This is a genomic window from Bradyrhizobium sp. SEMIA (genome assembly GCF_014844175.1).
Lineage (GTDB): Bacteria > Pseudomonadota > Alphaproteobacteria > Rhizobiales > Xanthobacteraceae > Bradyrhizobium > Bradyrhizobium arachidis.
Genome location: NZ_CP046601.1, coordinates 3,001,257 through 3,014,177, shown reverse-complemented (window position 1 = coordinate 3,014,177; position 12,921 = coordinate 3,001,257). Strand labels below are relative to the sequence as shown.

Here is a 12,921-nt window from a genome sequence, read left to right as displayed (position 1 = left end):
CCCGTCATCGCGAAAGGCCTGCACTGAAGGCACCGAGCAACGCGCGGCCCTGCGGCCAGTCACCGAGCCCGCTCGACGCATTGATATGGCCGAGCGCGCCCAACACGACCAGCCCGGATTGCCAAGCGTGGGCTCGCTGCCGTGTCGTATCGATTTCGCCATAGGGATCGTCCGTGCTGGCAATGACGAGCGCGGGAAAGCGCAGTGCGCGGTCCGGTACGGCCTTGAACGCGGCAGCCTCCGCGGGAAAGTTGACGCCATCGGGATCGGGCACCGCAACCAGAAACGCGCCGGCGATGGCAGATGGCAAGCGGGCGGCCCAGTGCGCGACCAGCAGACAGGCGAGGCTGTGTGCCACAAGCACAGGCGGCTTCGCGCAGTGCCTGACCGCTTGCTCGAGCGATTGCTCCCAGTCGTCGAGATCGGGCTGGTCGAAGCTCGCCGGCTGAAATCGCGCGAAGCGCGCATCCTTGCGCTCCCAGAGCGTCTGCCAATGGGTGTCGCCGGAGCCGCCGAGGCCCGGCAAGGTGATGATGTCGTGCATGATCGTCCCGTGATATCTGAGATGGACGCGCAGTGTGGCCGGTCTGGGCGCTGCGTCACATGGCAAGTCATCGGCGCAATCGATCATCTGCCGATGATCTCAAGGCGGAATGGAGATTTTTCTTGGATCGTTTCGGGAGCATCGACGCCAAGGATCTGAAGATCCTGGAGGCGCTGCAAGCCAATGCGCGCGTGCCGCTGTCCGAGCTCGGCCGTTCGGTCGGGCTGTCCCAGCCGGCGGTCTCCGAGCGCGTCAAGCGGCTGGAGGAAGCCGGGATCATCAAAGGCTATGGCGCCCGGATCAATCCGCGTGCGCTCGGGCTCGGCCTGATGGCGCTGGTGCGCCTGCGCACCTCGCATGAGCACATCAAGACCTGCCTCAAGAGATTTGGCGAAATTCCGCACATCATCGAGGTCCACCGCGTGACGGGCGATGACTGCTTCGTGCTCAAGGTGCTCGTTCCCGCCCCGGAAGACCTCGAGACGATCGTGGATCGTATAGCCGGCTTCGGCACTGTGACGACCTCGCTGGTGCTGCGGAGCGAACCGCCACGGCCGATCGGCCGCGAGCTTGTCATGAAGAAAGCCGAGCGTCGCTGAGACGCGTCACAGCCGGCCGGTCATCGCATTGACACAAAGCTCGCGATTGCGTGGCGCTTCCGGCGATCGCAATCCTCGTGCTATCGTCGCTTCTCCCCCGGAGGCGACATGGAAGATCGTTCGGCTAAATATCGCGCATTCTATGCGCAGCTGATCTGCGCTGCGGCGAAAGCCGCGGATCCCCGGCTCGAACAGGCCTTCCGGACCGTCAGGCGCGAGCCGTTCGTCGGGCCCGGGCCGTGGTCGATCACGCTCGGCGGGCATCCTTATGTGGTCACGCCCGATGATGATCCTGCCTTCCTCTATCAGAACGCGCTTCTTGCACTGGATCCGGAGCGCGGCCTCAATATCGGCATGCCCAGTGCGCATGCATATTGGCTCAGCGGCTGTGCTGTCATGGAAGGTGAGACCGTCCTCCAGATCGGCGCGGGCAGCGGCTATTACACCGCGATTCTGGCGCATCTCGTCGGCCCCGGCGGCCGGGTCCATGCCTATGAGATCGACGAGCGCCTGGCGGCACTCGCACGCGACAATCTGAAGGACATCGCCCATGTCGATGTACGCGAACGTTCCGGCATCGCGTCGGACCTGCCCGCAACCGACGTGATCTATGTCTGCGCCGGCGCGGCGCAGCCGGCCACGGAATGGCTCGATGCGCTGCGCCCCTGCGGCCGGCTGGTGTTTCCCCTGGCGCCGGAAGGCATGCTCGGCGGCATGCTGATGATCACGCGCCCGGATGACGGCGCGATCTGGCCGGCGAAATTCCTCAGCCGGGCCCAGTTCATTGGCTGTGCGGGATTGCAGGATGAAGATGCCGCCCGCCGATTGGCCGAGGCGTTCGCGAAAGGATGGGAAAGCGTGCAGTCGTTGCGGAGGGAGGGCGCTCCGGACGAGACGTGCTGGTTTGCCGGTGAGGGCTGGTGGCTGTCGACGGCGCCGCCGACGGATTCAGTTCAGGTGGATATCGCGCAGGCCTAGCGCCTCACGATCCCGTGCATTCCGCGCAGTGCAGCCGGCCGCGCGAGGCGCGGAACAGGCTGCGGCAATACCAGCGCCGCGCCAGCGCCTGCGCGGGCTTGCGGATCATCTGCGCGATCAACAAGAGTTCGAAAGCCATTCGTATCGCTTTTGGTCGTACTATTCTGCCAACAGAGATGGGGCGGCATTCCCGAATGAGAATGCCGCCCGCGTCGCATCAGCCATGCAATCGGCCGCGCAGCTTAACCTTTCAGCTTAGCCGTGAAGTTTCTTGGCGGTCTCCGCGATCTGCCGGCCCTGATAGCGCGCGCCGGCGAGCTCGTTGGCGCTGGGCTGGCGGCTGCCGTCGCCGCCGGTGATCGTGGTGGCGCCGTAGGGCGCGCCGCCGGTGACCTCGTCGAGCTTCATCTGGCCGGCGAAGCCGTAGTTCAGGCCGACCACGACCATGCCGAAATGCAAGAGGTTGGTGATGATCGAGAACAGCGTCGTCTCCTGGCCGCCGTGCTGGGTCGCGGTGGACGTGAAGGCGCCGCCGACCTTGCCGTGCAGCGCGCCCTTGGCCCAGAGCCCGCCGGCCTGATCGAGGAAGTTCGCCATCTGCGAGGCCATGCGGCCGAACCGGGTCCCGGTGCCGACGATGATCGCGTCGTAATTGACGAGGTCTTCGATCTTGGCGATCGGCGCGGCCTGGTCGACCTTGTAGTACGAGGCCTTGGCGACTTCGGCCGGCACCAGCTCGGGCACGCGCTTGATGTCGACGGTCACGCCGGCCTCGCGCGCACCTTCGGCGACGGCATTCGCCATCGCTTCGATGTGGCCATAGGCGGAATAATAGAGGACGAGAACTTTGGTCATGGTGGTCTCCGGTGGGGGATTAGATGCGATTGGTTCGGTTGTTAGTTGTCGTTGCCGGGCTTGACCCGGAGATGGATGCCCGGCTCGAGGCCGGGCATGACGAGTTGTTGTGTTGTCACGCCGCGTCGACGAGCACGATCTCCGAATCCTCCAGCGCCGTGATCTTCAGCTTGTTCTCGTCGCGGATCGCGGCGCCGTCGCGGGCGTTGACGCGCACGCCGTTGATCTCGATCGAGCCCGCCGCCGGCACGAGATAAAGATGCCGTGCCTTCTGCGGCGCGTACTCGGCGCTCTCGCCGGCCTTCAGCGTGGTGGCGAGCACCCGCGCATCGGCGCGGATCGGCAGCGCGTCGGTGTCGCCTTCGATCCCGCTCGCGATCGTCACGAGCTTGCCGGAGCGGTTCGCCTTCGGAAACGGCTTCGAGCCCCAGGTCGGCTGTCCACCGCGCGCGGTCGGCTCGATCCAGATCTGGAAGATCCGCGTCTGCCTCGGCTCCAGATTGTATTCGGAGTGGCGGATGCCGCTGCCGGCGCTCATCACCTGCACGTCGCCGGCTTCAGTGCGTCCCTCGTTACCAAGGCTGTCCTGATGAGTGATCGCGCCCTCGCGCACATAGGTGATGATCTCCATGTTGGCGTGGGGGTGAGCCGGAAAGCCCGTGTTCGGCGCGATCTCGTCGTCGTTCCACACCCTTAAGGAGCCATGACCTATGTTGTTCGGATCGTAGTGGCTGGCGAAGGAGAAGTGATGCTTGGCCTTGAGCCAGCCGTGATCGGCGCCGCCGAGCTTGTTGAAAGGTCTGAGTTCGATCATTTGCGTAGTCCTTGGTTTGAACAAGCGAGCCTTGATCAGGCGTTGAAACCGCCGTCGACGTTGAGCACGGTGCCGGTGACGAAGGAGGCTTCCGGGCTTGCCAGGAAGACGACGCCGGCGGCGACTTCCTCGGGGCGACCGAAGCGCTGCAGCGCATGCTGCTTGCGCTGGGTCTCGGCGAACTCGCCGCCGTCCTTCGGGTTCATGTCGGTGTCGATCGAGCCGGGCTGCACCACGTTCACGGTGATGCCGCGCGGGCCGAGGTCGCGTGCCGCCCCCTTGGTGTAACCGACCACGGCCGCCTTGGTGGCGACGTAGTCGGCAAGGCCGGGGAACGAGGCGCGGTCGGCGAGCATCGAGCCGACCGTCACGATGCGGCCGCCTTCACCCATCAATTGCGAGGCGGCCCGGATCGCCGCGATCACGCCGTGCACGTTGATCTGATCCTGGCGGGCGAACGCTTCGGTGTCGGCCTTGGCATCGTCGATCGCACCACCGGCAGCGACGCCGGCATTGTTGACGAGGATGTCGAGATGGCCGAACTCCTTCGCGACATCATTGACGAGTTGCGTCACGTCCTTCGCCGAAGCTTGATCGGCCTTGAAGGCGCGGGCCTTCACACCCTTGGCCTTCAACTCGGCGACCACGGCCTCGGCCTTGTCGGGCGAGGCGACATAGCTGATGGCGACATCCGCGCCTTCATCGGCGAGAGCGCGGGCTGAGGCCGCGCCGATGCCGCGCGAGCCGCCGGTGACGAGGGCAACCTTGCCTGAGAGCTTCTTGGTCATTGGATTTCTCCAGTCCTGAATTTCTGATGACCCTTGGATAAGCCTCCGCCTGTGGTATAGAAATAGAAACTGTTGAAACGCATTGTTTCCCTAAATATCCTGATTGGACCGAGCTATGGCCAAACTCCCCGATTTCGAGGCGCTCGCGATTTTCGCAAAAGTCGTGGAATTACGGTCGTTTGCGGGGGCGGCGAGCGAGCTTGCGATGTCCAAGGCCACGGTATCCAAGGCCGTGACGCGGTTGGAAGAGCGGCTTGGCGCCCGGCTGTTCAACCGCACCTCGCGCCGGCTGGCATTGACCGATGCCGGCCACAAGCTCGCCGACCGCGCCACCCGCCTGCTCGCCGACGGCGAGGCGGCCGAGAACGAGGCGCTGGCGCAATCGGTGGCGCCGCGCGGCCTGGTGCGGCTCGCGGTGCCCATGACGTTCGGGATCAAGGCGGTGGCGCCGCTGTTGCCGGAATTCTTCGAGACCTATCCGGAGGTCTCGGTCGATCTGCATTTGAGCGATGCGACCGTCGATCTCATCGGCGAAGGCTTTGACATGGCGGTGCGGATCGCGCGGCTGCCGGACTCCTCGCTGATCGCGCGGCGGCTCTTCACGATGCCGCGCTTCACCGTGGCCGCGCCGTCCTATCTGAAGAAGCACGGACGCCCGACGCATCCGATGCACCTCGCCGAGCACAAATGCTTCAGCTACGCCTATCTCTCCACGCCCAACGTCTGGCACTACACCAATTCGGCCGGCGAGCAGGCGAGCGTGCGTCCCGGCGGCCAGCTCCGCGTCAACAATGGCGAAGCCGTGATGCCCTCGCTGCTCGCCGGCCTCGGCATCGCAGAGCTGCCTGAATTCATCGTCGGCGACGCCATCTCCTCCGGCGCCCTCGAAGTCATCTTGAAGGACTGGAAGCAGGCCGAAGGCGCCGTGCACCTCGTCACCCCGCCCGGCGGCCCGCGCCCCGCGCGCGTCGAGGCGCTCGGCGATTTCCTCGCGGCAAAGCTGCCGGGCACCTGCAAGCGGCGACCGCGGAAGGGCGGCAAAGCCGGATAGATAGGTGGGCACGGCGCTTCGCGCCTTTGCCCACCCTGCGACACCTCGCTTCTCGGCCTGACTACGGCACCTTCACGCCGTCGATCGCGGCGATGCGCAGGCTCGGTTTCAGCGTCTCTTCCAGCTGCGACTTCAATTCATGCACGCGCGGGTCGGTCGAGCGGGCCGCGCATACCGCGTATTGATGGACCGATTGCGCCAGGGCGCGCCGGGCCTCCGGCGTTCGCGTCAGGTCGGGCTTCGAAAGCCGCAGGACGATCGCCGCGAGATTCACCAGCATCTCGTCCAGCGCGACGTCGATGGTCGCAAGATTACGCATGACCCACTCCTGGCAGGGCAACAGCCGCTCCAGGGGATGCGTTCCCGGCCGGGCTGGACATGGTTAATGCCTGGTAAACGTCTTGTTCTTCCCAGTCGCCACGCTAGGCTGGGGTCGAAACAAGAAAAGTCAGGGAGGGGAGTTGCCATGGATCGACGCGATATCCTGCGCGCCGTTGCCGCATTGCCGTTGTTGCGGGCTGCATGGCCGGAGCCGGCCTTCGCGCAAGCCTATCCGGCGCGCAACATCACGCTGATCGTGCCGTTTCCGGCCGGCGGGCAGGCCGATCTTGCGGCGCGCCCCGTCGCGATGGCTCTGGAGCGGATCCTCGGCAAACCCGTGATCGTCGACAACCGCGCCGGCGGTGGCGGCGGCTCGGTCGGCAATGCCGCAGCGGCGCGCGCCGAGCCCGACGGCTATACGCTGCTGATGACGCTGTCCTCGCTCGCGGTGCTGCCCGAGGCCGACCGGCTGTTCGAGCGGCCGGTCGCCTACGAAGTCTCGCAGTTCATGCCGATCGCGCGCGTGCTCGCCGATCCCACCCTGCTCGCCGTGCCGGCCTCGGCGCCGTGGAAGACGGCGCAGGAGTTCGTCGAGGATGCAAAGCGACGGCCGGGCCAGATCACTTATGGCTCCTCCGGTCCCTACGGCACGCTGCATGTGGCGATGGAGATGTTTGCCGGCAGTGCCGACATCAAATTGCTGCACGTGCCGTTCCGCGGCGCGGGGCCGGCGCTGACCGCACTGCTCAGCGGCACGGTGCAGGCGATCGCCGCCGCACCCGGCACGCTGAAGCCGCAGGTCGACGACGGCAAGCTGCGCGTGCTCGGCAATTGCGGCGCCCAGCGCATCGCGAGCTTTCCTGACGTGCCGACGTTCCAGGAGCTCGGCTACAAGGACGTCGAGATGTACATCTGGGCCGGCTTGTTCGCGCAGAGCACGCTGCCTGCGCCGATCGCGGCCCGCCTGCGCGAGGCGATGGCGCAGGTGATGGCGAGCCCCGACGTGCTCAAATCGTTCGAGGCCTCGGGCAGCCTCGTCGCCTATCAGGACGCGCCGGCCTTCTCCGAATTCGTCGCGGCCGACAGCACGCGCCTGATCGCGGCGGTGAAGAAGATCGGCAAGGTGGAGTAGGTTCCAGCCGCACTTTCACATTTTTTTGTTGGTTCAGAACCTGACCGCGTCTCATTGATTGAGGACAAATCAAGAGAAGCGAGAAGGATTTGGACATGCGAACAGAGCGGATTGCGCTGGGTGTGGCGCTCGCGATCGGCGGCATCGTCGCGCAGGGCGCTGCATCCGCCCAGGAATATCGCGGCACCATGGAACAGCAGATGGCCTGCACGCCGGATGTGTGGCGGCTGTGCAGCGACCAGATTCCGGATGTGAACCGCATCGTGGCCTGCCTGCAACAGAACTCGCCGCAGCTCTCCAGTGGCTGCCGCGCGGTGTTCCGGTCCAACAACCAGGTGCAGCCGCAGCAGCAGGTGCCGCGTGGTCGTGCCGCGCCGCCGCCGCGCTATAACAATGCGCCGCCGCCACCTCAGCAGATGCAGCCGCCGCCGCCTTATGACAATGACGACGATTAGTGCTGCCTAGCCTGGTTCAGCGCTCCGGCTTGCTGTCCGATTGAGGTCGATGTCCAAGCGCCGTCCGCAAGACCACGGCAAAGAGAATGGCTGCGACTGGCCAATGGAACCAGATCTTATGGCCAGTGAAAAGATTGATCAGAATCAGGAAGGCCGACACCGTGAGTGCCACTGCAACCGGCCGGGGCAGCTTTCTGAGCCAAGCCGTGACGACATTCGTCGACGATGGTGCCACGCGCCTGTCTTCCATCCGCGGAGCACGCGCTCTTTCCAACGGCGTTGCGCTTCCCTCGATCGGGAAGCTCCCTTGCCCGGCGGTCCGGCCGCCAAGGGTCAGCCGGTAGCTGGTCAGGGGCGCAATGTTCTTCATGGGCCGCTGGCCGAGGCAGTCGAAGCCAACGGATAATTTGTTGTGCACCTGATCGTAGACGGAGCTCGAGATCACGACGCCGCCGGGATCAGCGAGTTCTTGCAGCCGCGATGCGATATTGACCCCGTCGCCATAGATGTCGGAACCATCAACCATCACGTCGCCGAGGTTGATGCCGATGCGAAACTGCATCGGGTTCGCCTGAGGCGCGTCCGAATCTTGACTGGAAATTTCCTGCTGAATCTCGACCGCGCACTGCACGGCCTCGACGACGCTGGCGAACTCGGCGATCACGGCATCGCCCCAGGTATTCACGATGCGGCCGTCATGACGCTCGACCAATCGCGCAATGGCGGTGCGGTAGCGGCGGAGCGTCTCCAACGTTCCGGTCTCGTCCGCTTCCATGAGACGAGAATAGCCGTACACGTCAGCGCACAGCACGGTGGTCAGTCGTCGTTTCACCTTGTCGTCGGTCATCGTCGCCATGCTAGCCTTCCTGACCGGCAAATGCATCAGGCATCGTATCCGGTGCCACCGTAGGCAACGACCGGTTGTGGCGCCAGGCCGTCTTAGCCCCGCAATGACTCGCTGCCAGCCAGGGTCCGCATGTCCGCGGCTGTCGAGGCCGGCGCCGCTTTAAGGCCGGTGCTCGCAGACGTCGACCCATTCGGCCGCGGTCAGCTCGGCCAGGCGATCGGGGGTGATGCGCACCGCGCTGTGGGTCGAGCCTGCGGCAGGAACGACGATGTCGAACGCCTTCAGCGAGACGTCGCAATAGATCGGCAGCGGTGATTTCAGCCCGAACGGGCAGACGCCGCCGACCTCATGGCCGGTGATGTCGGCGACCTCTTCCAGCCCCAGCATCTTCGGCTTGCCGCCGAACTGCGCCTTCACCTTCTTGTTGTCCATGCGCGAGGTGCCGGCCGCGACGATTAGGATCACGCGTTCGCCGACGCGCAAGGACAGCGTCTTGGCGATCATACCGGGCTCGACGCCATAGGCCTCGGCGGCCAGCGTCACGGTCGCCGAGCTGATCGGGGATTCCATGACGGAGATGTCGGGGGCTTTCTCGGCGAAGAAGGCGCGAACGGATTCCAGGCTCATTCCAGTCTCATGGGCGGGGCGGCGATCTCTGGGCGATCCCTAGATGATCCCTGGCAGCTCGGAGAGCGCGCGGACGCGGTGGTCCGGCGCAAAGCCAAGCTCGTCCATCTGGGTGCGGATCGCCTTGAACATGGTCAGCGGTGCCACGAGTTCGTTCTCGACGCAAGCCAGCGCCATTGCCTCGGGCGTGACGCGCTCGATCCAGGCGACGTTCAATCCAAACGACTTTGCGCCCGCCACGTCCCATGGATTGGAGGAGACGAACAGCACCTCGTTCGGTGCGGTGCCGAATGTCTCGCCGATCAGCTCATAGGCCTCCGGGCTCGGCTTGAAGACCTTCTTGGCATCGACGCTGACGGTGGCATCGAGCAGGCCGTCGAGCTTGGTGTTGCGCACCAGCGCATTCAGCATGTCCGGGCTGCCATTGGAGAGGATGGCGAGCTTTCGCGGTTTCAGGGCCGCCAGCGCTGCCGCCGCATCCGGATAGAGATCGAGGTGCAGGTACTTCTCGATGACGCGCTCGAACGCCTCGCTCTCATAGGCGAGGCCGACCATGCGCAGCGTATAGGCGAGCGAGTCGCGCGTGACGGCCTCAAAATCTTGATAGCGCCGCATCAACGAGCGCAGCCAGGTATATTCGAGCTGCTTGATCCGCCAGACCTGCGTGATGATCTCGCCGTAGCCCGGAAACGCGTCCTCGGTGATCTCGGCGACGGACTGGATGTCGTAGAGCGTTCCGTAGGCGTCGAACACGACGGCTTTGATGGTCATCGGCTGTCCTTCCCGGCAGTTGCGGTCACAAGAGATCCGCTTGGGGGAGTGCGCATAGTCGTCAGCTTACCAACCACAGCGGAAATCTGCCACTGCAAGTATGATCGGAGGCTTGTGACCCATTGCTGAAAATCGGAGCGCCGAGTAGCCTTGCCCACGTTGCCAAAGAGCAGGAGCGTCTCATGAACAGGCGTTATGCAATTGGACTCTGTGCGACGGTGTTGATTTCGGTTGTGACGTTCCCGAATAGTAGTGTTGCCCAAGTAAAGTCTCTTAAGGATCGGTTGGTTGGCACTTGGATTTACGTGTCCAGCACCGGGACGCGTGAGGATGGTAGCGCCGTAGAGCGGCCAAAGCTGCAAGGCGCTGTCACCTACGCCGCCGATGGTCACTTCCATTTCATTACGGTTCGCTCCGATGCTCCAAAGTATGCATCGGGCGATTCTGCACGGCCGTCCCCTGAGGAGGCCATGGCCATTGCGTCAGGTGTGGTTGCTTACACTGGGACATACACAGTCGACGAGAGCACGAAGACGATCCACGTCAACATCGAAACGAGCTCGTTTCCTAATTTGGTCGGAACGCCAAATCAACGTCGGATCGTGACATCGATTACGGACGATGAATTGAAGTTTACAAATCCACGCACCCCAGCTGGCATCACGCTGGAGCTGGTATTCAAACGGGCGAAATGACGATCTGGATTTCCGTTTGTCGCGACGTTCGTGGCGGATTGATTGTCGAAGCGGGCGGCTCGCTAGTCGGAGCCGTCGGTGTGTCTGGTGGGCCTGGCGGTGATGCTGACGAAGCCTGCGCTAGGGCCGGAATCGACGCCCTACGCGGCAAGCCGGAGTTTTAGGGCCGCTTGTCCGCCTCGGTGACAAAAAACCGCGAGCGCCGCATCGGCGAGCGCAGCCAACAGCCCTTCTCGGCGCGGCTGCGGCGTGACCTGCCTATTGGCCCATGGCTCACCCCAGCTCAGAGCGCCGCGAAGTCTGCTTCCTGATGGTGACCCGAACAGGGCCATGCAAGCTGGCCAAGGCCGCCTTTGACCCAACTCGGACATCAGAGACACTGGTTTTGACCAGAATGCTCGTGCGACATCCTTGCCAATTTGAAGGTCTTTTGGATGGGCGTAGTCTTCTTTAGAGCTGCTTTTCGAGACGGGACGTGCCGACGTCTCCGTTCGACGCGAATGGCAGTAATGCCGTCGGCAGGCATCACACTCTCAATAAAACCGACAGTCCTTTTGTGCCGGTCTCACGAGCACTGGCCGTGCGCGCGGACATGCGAGTTCATTTGACCGCAACGAAGGAGTGCTGCTCATGGTTGGAAAAACTCATCCCGAACCAGGCGATCGGGCGCCGGCAATGGAATTCTAAGCCGGCGCATTTTTCTTGAAGGCGCGCTCGCTGTTGGTGCGACCGGTGCGGGCCTGTCCTGCGGATCGGCGGAACAGCTTACGGTGCAGCCGTGGATGAAGGTGCCGGGTCCCGGATTTGCGGGCTACGGCCAGCCCTCACCGTTCGAGAGCAAGGTCGTCAAAGTCTTTCCGCCGCCCCCCAACCCGGCCGGTGTCGGCTCGTCACGCACGCCACTGCACATGCTCGAAGGAATGATCACACCATCTGGGCTGCATTTCGAGCGTAGCCATTCCGGCATCCCAGAAATCGATCCCGATCAACACCGGCTGGTGATCCATGGACTTGTGAAGCGCCCGCTTGTGTTTACGGTCGAAGCGCTGTCGCGCTATCCGATGCAATCGCGCATCGCCTTCATCGAGTGTGGCGGCAACAGCCAGGCGCTCAACGCGCCTCAGGCCCAGCCGCTCAATGTGGCGGCTATTCACGGCCTACTGGGTTGCGCGGAATGGACCGGTGTGCGGCTCTCCACGTTGCTCGACGAAGCTGGCATCGAACCTGAGGCGCGCTGGGTGATCGCCGAGGGGGCTGACGCCGCCGCCATGAGCCGCAGCATCCCGCTCACCAAGGCGATGGATGATGCGCTGCTCTGTCTCTATCAGAACGGCGAGCGAGTGCGGCCTTCGAATGGCTACCCGGTGCGGCTGTTGCTGCCTGGTTTCGAGGGCAACATGAACGTGAAGTGGCTGCGCCGGCTCAAGCTGACCGCAGGCCCCGCCATGACCAAAGACGAAACATCGAAATACACGATCCTACTCAAGGATGAAAAGGCTTGGCAGTTCGTGTTCCCGATCGAAGTAAAATCCGTCATCACGCGTCCGTCGCCGGGACTCGCGCTGAAGGGACCGGGATTCTACGAGATTTCCGGGCTCGCCTGGTCGGGCAACGGCAGCATCCGGCAGGTCGACGTGTCGGCTGACGGCGGACGAAGCTGGGCGCCGGCAGCTTTGCAGGGCCCGATCCTGCCAAAGGCGCCCGTGCGCTTCCGCGCAGCGTGGCAATGGAACGGCGGTCCCGCCGTGCTGCAGAGTCGCGCCACCGACGACACGGGCTTGGTGCAGCCAACGCGTGCTCAGTTCGCCGACGAGCGCGGCTTGCGTGGGGTCTACCACTACAACGCCATCGCAAGCTGGCGCATCGACGAGATGGGGGAGGCCAGCAATGTTTACGCTTAAACCCATTGCAGTAGTCTGCGTATCTATGCTGACCGTTGTACCGGCGGCCCTGGCCCAGGCCCCGCAGTTCGGGCAACCGATCGCGCCCCCCGACATCGCAGCGTGGGACATCAGCATCGGACCGGATGGAGCAGGTCTGCCGCCTGGTCGTGGCACCGCAATCGAGGGGGAAGCCATCTATGTAGCGAAATGTCAGGCCTGTCACGGCGAGAAGGGAATCAGCCCCAGTGTCGCGCTCGCTGGAGCGCTTGCCGGCGGCATGGGCACATTGGCGCCGGACAAAACACCGATAAAGACTGTGGGAAGTTTCTGGCCCTATGCAACAACGCTGTTCGACTACATCCGCCGCGCAATGCCATTCCAAGAGTCGAAATCGCTCACCGCGGACGAACTCTACGCGGTATCGGCCTATATCCTCAATCTCAACGGGATCGTCGGATCGAACGATGTGATCGACGCGCAGTCGCTGCCCAACGTGAAAATGCCGAACCGGGACGGGTTCATCCTGTTCCCGCGCAATCCGAAGTAAGGGGGCGGACCTTA

The 12,921-nt window shown here is 63.9% G+C and carries 17 protein-coding genes and 1 pseudogene; 9 read left to right on the top strand and 9 right to left on the bottom strand.

Annotation, left to right across the window (positions count from 1 at the left end):
* Nucleotides 1–4: 4 nt before the first annotated feature.
* The gene (locus tag FOM02_RS14780) at nt 5–544 is read right to left on the bottom strand and encodes an RBBP9/YdeN family alpha/beta hydrolase (protein ID WP_027563144.1); all 540 of its coding nucleotides are present in this window, start codon (nt 542–544) and stop codon (nt 5–7) included.
* Between the two features lie 122 nt (nt 545–666).
* Here FOM02_RS14780 and FOM02_RS14775 point away from each other — a divergent pair, with 122 nt between their 5' ends.
* Together FOM02_RS14775 and FOM02_RS14770 are read left to right on the top strand one after the other, a co-directional pair.
* Nucleotides 667–1,143 carry an Lrp/AsnC family transcriptional regulator gene (locus FOM02_RS14775; RefSeq protein ID WP_027563143.1) on the top strand — a complete coding sequence of 159 codons (477 nt, stop codon included), beginning with the start codon at nt 667–669 and terminating at the stop codon, nt 1,141–1,143.
* A gap of 108 nt (nt 1,144–1,251) precedes the next feature.
* Complete coding sequence (locus tag FOM02_RS14770; RefSeq protein WP_027563142.1) at nt 1,252–2,121, top strand: protein-L-isoaspartate O-methyltransferase family protein; 870 nt, start codon at nt 1,252–1,254, stop codon at nt 2,119–2,121.
* Between the two features lie 4 nt (nt 2,122–2,125).
* On the opposite strand, the gene FOM02_RS14765 is transcribed toward FOM02_RS14770, so the two are convergent.
* From FOM02_RS14765 to FOM02_RS14750, 4 genes are all read right to left on the bottom strand, one after another.
* Complete coding sequence (locus FOM02_RS14765; RefSeq protein WP_265441850.1) at nt 2,126–2,260, bottom strand: hypothetical protein; 135 nt, start codon at nt 2,258–2,260, stop codon at nt 2,126–2,128.
* Nucleotides 2,261–2,376: 116 nt separating this feature from the next.
* Nucleotides 2,377–2,976, bottom strand: coding sequence for an NAD(P)H:quinone oxidoreductase (gene wrbA, locus FOM02_RS14760; RefSeq protein ID WP_027563141.1), 600 nt, complete (start codon nt 2,974–2,976; stop codon nt 2,377–2,379).
* Nucleotides 2,977–3,091: 115 nt separating this feature from the next.
* A complete protein-coding gene (locus tag FOM02_RS14755; RefSeq protein ID WP_027563140.1) occupies nt 3,092–3,790 on the bottom strand; it encodes a pirin family protein in 699 nt (232 codons plus the stop codon).
* A 35-nt stretch (nt 3,791–3,825) separates the two neighbouring features.
* Nucleotides 3,826–4,578: an SDR family NAD(P)-dependent oxidoreductase gene (locus tag FOM02_RS14750; protein ID WP_027563139.1), complete on the bottom strand. Its 753-nt coding sequence runs from the start codon at nt 4,576–4,578 to the stop codon at nt 3,826–3,828.
* Between the two features lie 115 nt (nt 4,579–4,693).
* On the opposite strand from FOM02_RS14750, the gene FOM02_RS14745 reads away from it, so the two are divergent.
* Nucleotides 4,694–5,629: a LysR family transcriptional regulator gene (locus tag FOM02_RS14745; protein WP_027563138.1), complete on the top strand. Its 936-nt coding sequence runs from the start codon at nt 4,694–4,696 to the stop codon at nt 5,627–5,629.
* Between the two features lie 61 nt (nt 5,630–5,690).
* On the opposite strand, the gene FOM02_RS14740 is transcribed toward FOM02_RS14745, so the two are convergent.
* A complete protein-coding gene (locus FOM02_RS14740; RefSeq protein WP_027563137.1) occupies nt 5,691–5,948 on the bottom strand; it encodes a hypothetical protein in 258 nt (85 codons plus the stop codon).
* Nucleotides 5,949–6,095: 147 nt separating this feature from the next.
* Here FOM02_RS14740 and FOM02_RS14735 point away from each other — a divergent pair, with 147 nt between their 5' ends.
* Together FOM02_RS14735 and FOM02_RS14730 are read left to right on the top strand one after the other, a co-directional pair.
* Nucleotides 6,096–7,082 carry a Bug family tripartite tricarboxylate transporter substrate binding protein gene (locus FOM02_RS14735; RefSeq protein WP_027563136.1) on the top strand — a complete coding sequence of 329 codons (987 nt, stop codon included), beginning with the start codon at nt 6,096–6,098 and terminating at the stop codon, nt 7,080–7,082.
* 95 nt (nt 7,083–7,177) lie between these two features.
* Nucleotides 7,178–7,537, top strand: coding sequence for a hypothetical protein (locus FOM02_RS14730; protein WP_027563135.1), 360 nt, complete (start codon nt 7,178–7,180; stop codon nt 7,535–7,537).
* 16 nt (nt 7,538–7,553) lie between these two features.
* Here the strand turns inward: FOM02_RS14730 and FOM02_RS14725 are convergent, their stop codons facing one another.
* The 3 genes from FOM02_RS14725 to FOM02_RS14715 form a co-directional block, all read right to left on the bottom strand.
* Nucleotides 7,554–8,384, bottom strand: a complete 831-nt coding sequence (locus tag FOM02_RS14725; protein ID WP_027563134.1) for an adenylate/guanylate cyclase domain-containing protein — start codon at nt 8,382–8,384, stop codon at nt 7,554–7,556.
* Between the two features lie 159 nt (nt 8,385–8,543).
* Nucleotides 8,544–9,011, bottom strand: a complete 468-nt coding sequence (locus FOM02_RS14720; RefSeq protein WP_027563133.1) for a YbaK/EbsC family protein — start codon at nt 9,009–9,011, stop codon at nt 8,544–8,546.
* A gap of 39 nt (nt 9,012–9,050) precedes the next feature.
* Complete coding sequence (locus FOM02_RS14715) at nt 9,051–9,782, bottom strand: haloacid dehalogenase type II (protein ID WP_027563132.1); 732 nt, start codon at nt 9,780–9,782, stop codon at nt 9,051–9,053.
* Nucleotides 9,783–9,964: 182 nt separating this feature from the next.
* Between FOM02_RS14715 and FOM02_RS14710 the strand changes: the two genes are divergently transcribed.
* The 4 genes and pseudogenes from FOM02_RS14710 (at nt 9,965) to FOM02_RS14695 (ending at nt 12,907) form a co-directional block, all read left to right on the top strand.
* Nucleotides 9,965–10,477 (top strand): lipocalin-like domain-containing protein, encoded by a 513-nt coding sequence (locus FOM02_RS14710; protein WP_141263234.1) that lies wholly within the window; start codon nt 9,965–9,967, stop codon nt 10,475–10,477.
* 29 nt (nt 10,478–10,506) lie between these two features.
* Nucleotides 10,507–10,641 (top strand): annotated as a pseudogene (locus tag FOM02_RS14705) (heme-binding protein); the annotation flags it as partial.
* A gap of 516 nt (nt 10,642–11,157) precedes the next feature.
* On the top strand, nt 11,158–12,378 hold the full coding sequence (gene soxC / locus FOM02_RS14700; RefSeq protein WP_265442181.1) for a sulfite dehydrogenase: 1,221 nt from the start codon (nt 11,158–11,160) through the stop codon (nt 12,376–12,378).
* Nucleotides 12,365–12,907: a c-type cytochrome gene (locus FOM02_RS14695; protein ID WP_027563130.1), complete on the top strand. Its 543-nt coding sequence runs from the start codon at nt 12,365–12,367 to the stop codon at nt 12,905–12,907. Before soxC ends, FOM02_RS14695 begins: the two co-directional genes overlap by 14 nt.
* Nucleotides 12,908–12,921: the final 14 nt, after the last annotated feature.

What these genes read in the sequence shown, in the direction of transcription:
- FOM02_RS14780 (WP_027563144.1), bottom strand. Translation starts at nt 544, where the DNA reads ATGCACGACATCATCACCTTGCCGGGCCTCGGCGGCTCCGGCGACACC.
- FOM02_RS14745 (WP_027563138.1), top strand. Translation starts at nt 4,694, where the DNA reads ATGGCCAAACTCCCCGATTTCGAGGCGCTCGCGATTTTCGCAAAAGTC.
- FOM02_RS14755 (WP_027563140.1), bottom strand. Translation starts at nt 3,790, where the DNA reads ATGATCGAACTCAGACCTTTCAACAAGCTCGGCGGCGCCGATCACGGC.
- FOM02_RS14765 (WP_265441850.1), bottom strand. Translation starts at nt 2,260, where the DNA reads ATGGCTTTCGAACTCTTGTTGATCGCGCAGATGATCCGCAAGCCCGCG.
- FOM02_RS14735 (WP_027563136.1), top strand. Translation starts at nt 6,096, where the DNA reads ATGGATCGACGCGATATCCTGCGCGCCGTTGCCGCATTGCCGTTGTTG.
- FOM02_RS14710 (WP_141263234.1), top strand. Translation starts at nt 9,965, where the DNA reads ATGAACAGGCGTTATGCAATTGGACTCTGTGCGACGGTGTTGATTTCG.
- FOM02_RS14695 (WP_027563130.1), top strand. Translation starts at nt 12,365, where the DNA reads ATGTTTACGCTTAAACCCATTGCAGTAGTCTGCGTATCTATGCTGACC.
- FOM02_RS14740 (WP_027563137.1), bottom strand. Translation starts at nt 5,948, where the DNA reads ATGCGTAATCTTGCGACCATCGACGTCGCGCTGGACGAGATGCTGGTG.
- FOM02_RS14730 (WP_027563135.1), top strand. Translation starts at nt 7,178, where the DNA reads ATGCGAACAGAGCGGATTGCGCTGGGTGTGGCGCTCGCGATCGGCGGC.
- FOM02_RS14720 (WP_027563133.1), bottom strand. Translation starts at nt 9,011, where the DNA reads ATGAGCCTGGAATCCGTTCGCGCCTTCTTCGCCGAGAAAGCCCCCGAC.
- FOM02_RS14715 (WP_027563132.1), bottom strand. Translation starts at nt 9,782, where the DNA reads ATGACCATCAAAGCCGTCGTGTTCGACGCCTACGGAACGCTCTACGAC.
- wrbA (WP_027563141.1), bottom strand. Translation starts at nt 2,976, where the DNA reads ATGACCAAAGTTCTCGTCCTCTATTATTCCGCCTATGGCCACATCGAA.
- FOM02_RS14750 (WP_027563139.1), bottom strand. Translation starts at nt 4,578, where the DNA reads ATGACCAAGAAGCTCTCAGGCAAGGTTGCCCTCGTCACCGGCGGCTCG.
- FOM02_RS14770 (WP_027563142.1), top strand. Translation starts at nt 1,252, where the DNA reads ATGGAAGATCGTTCGGCTAAATATCGCGCATTCTATGCGCAGCTGATC.
- FOM02_RS14725 (WP_027563134.1), bottom strand. Translation starts at nt 8,384, where the DNA reads ATGACCGACGACAAGGTGAAACGACGACTGACCACCGTGCTGTGCGCT.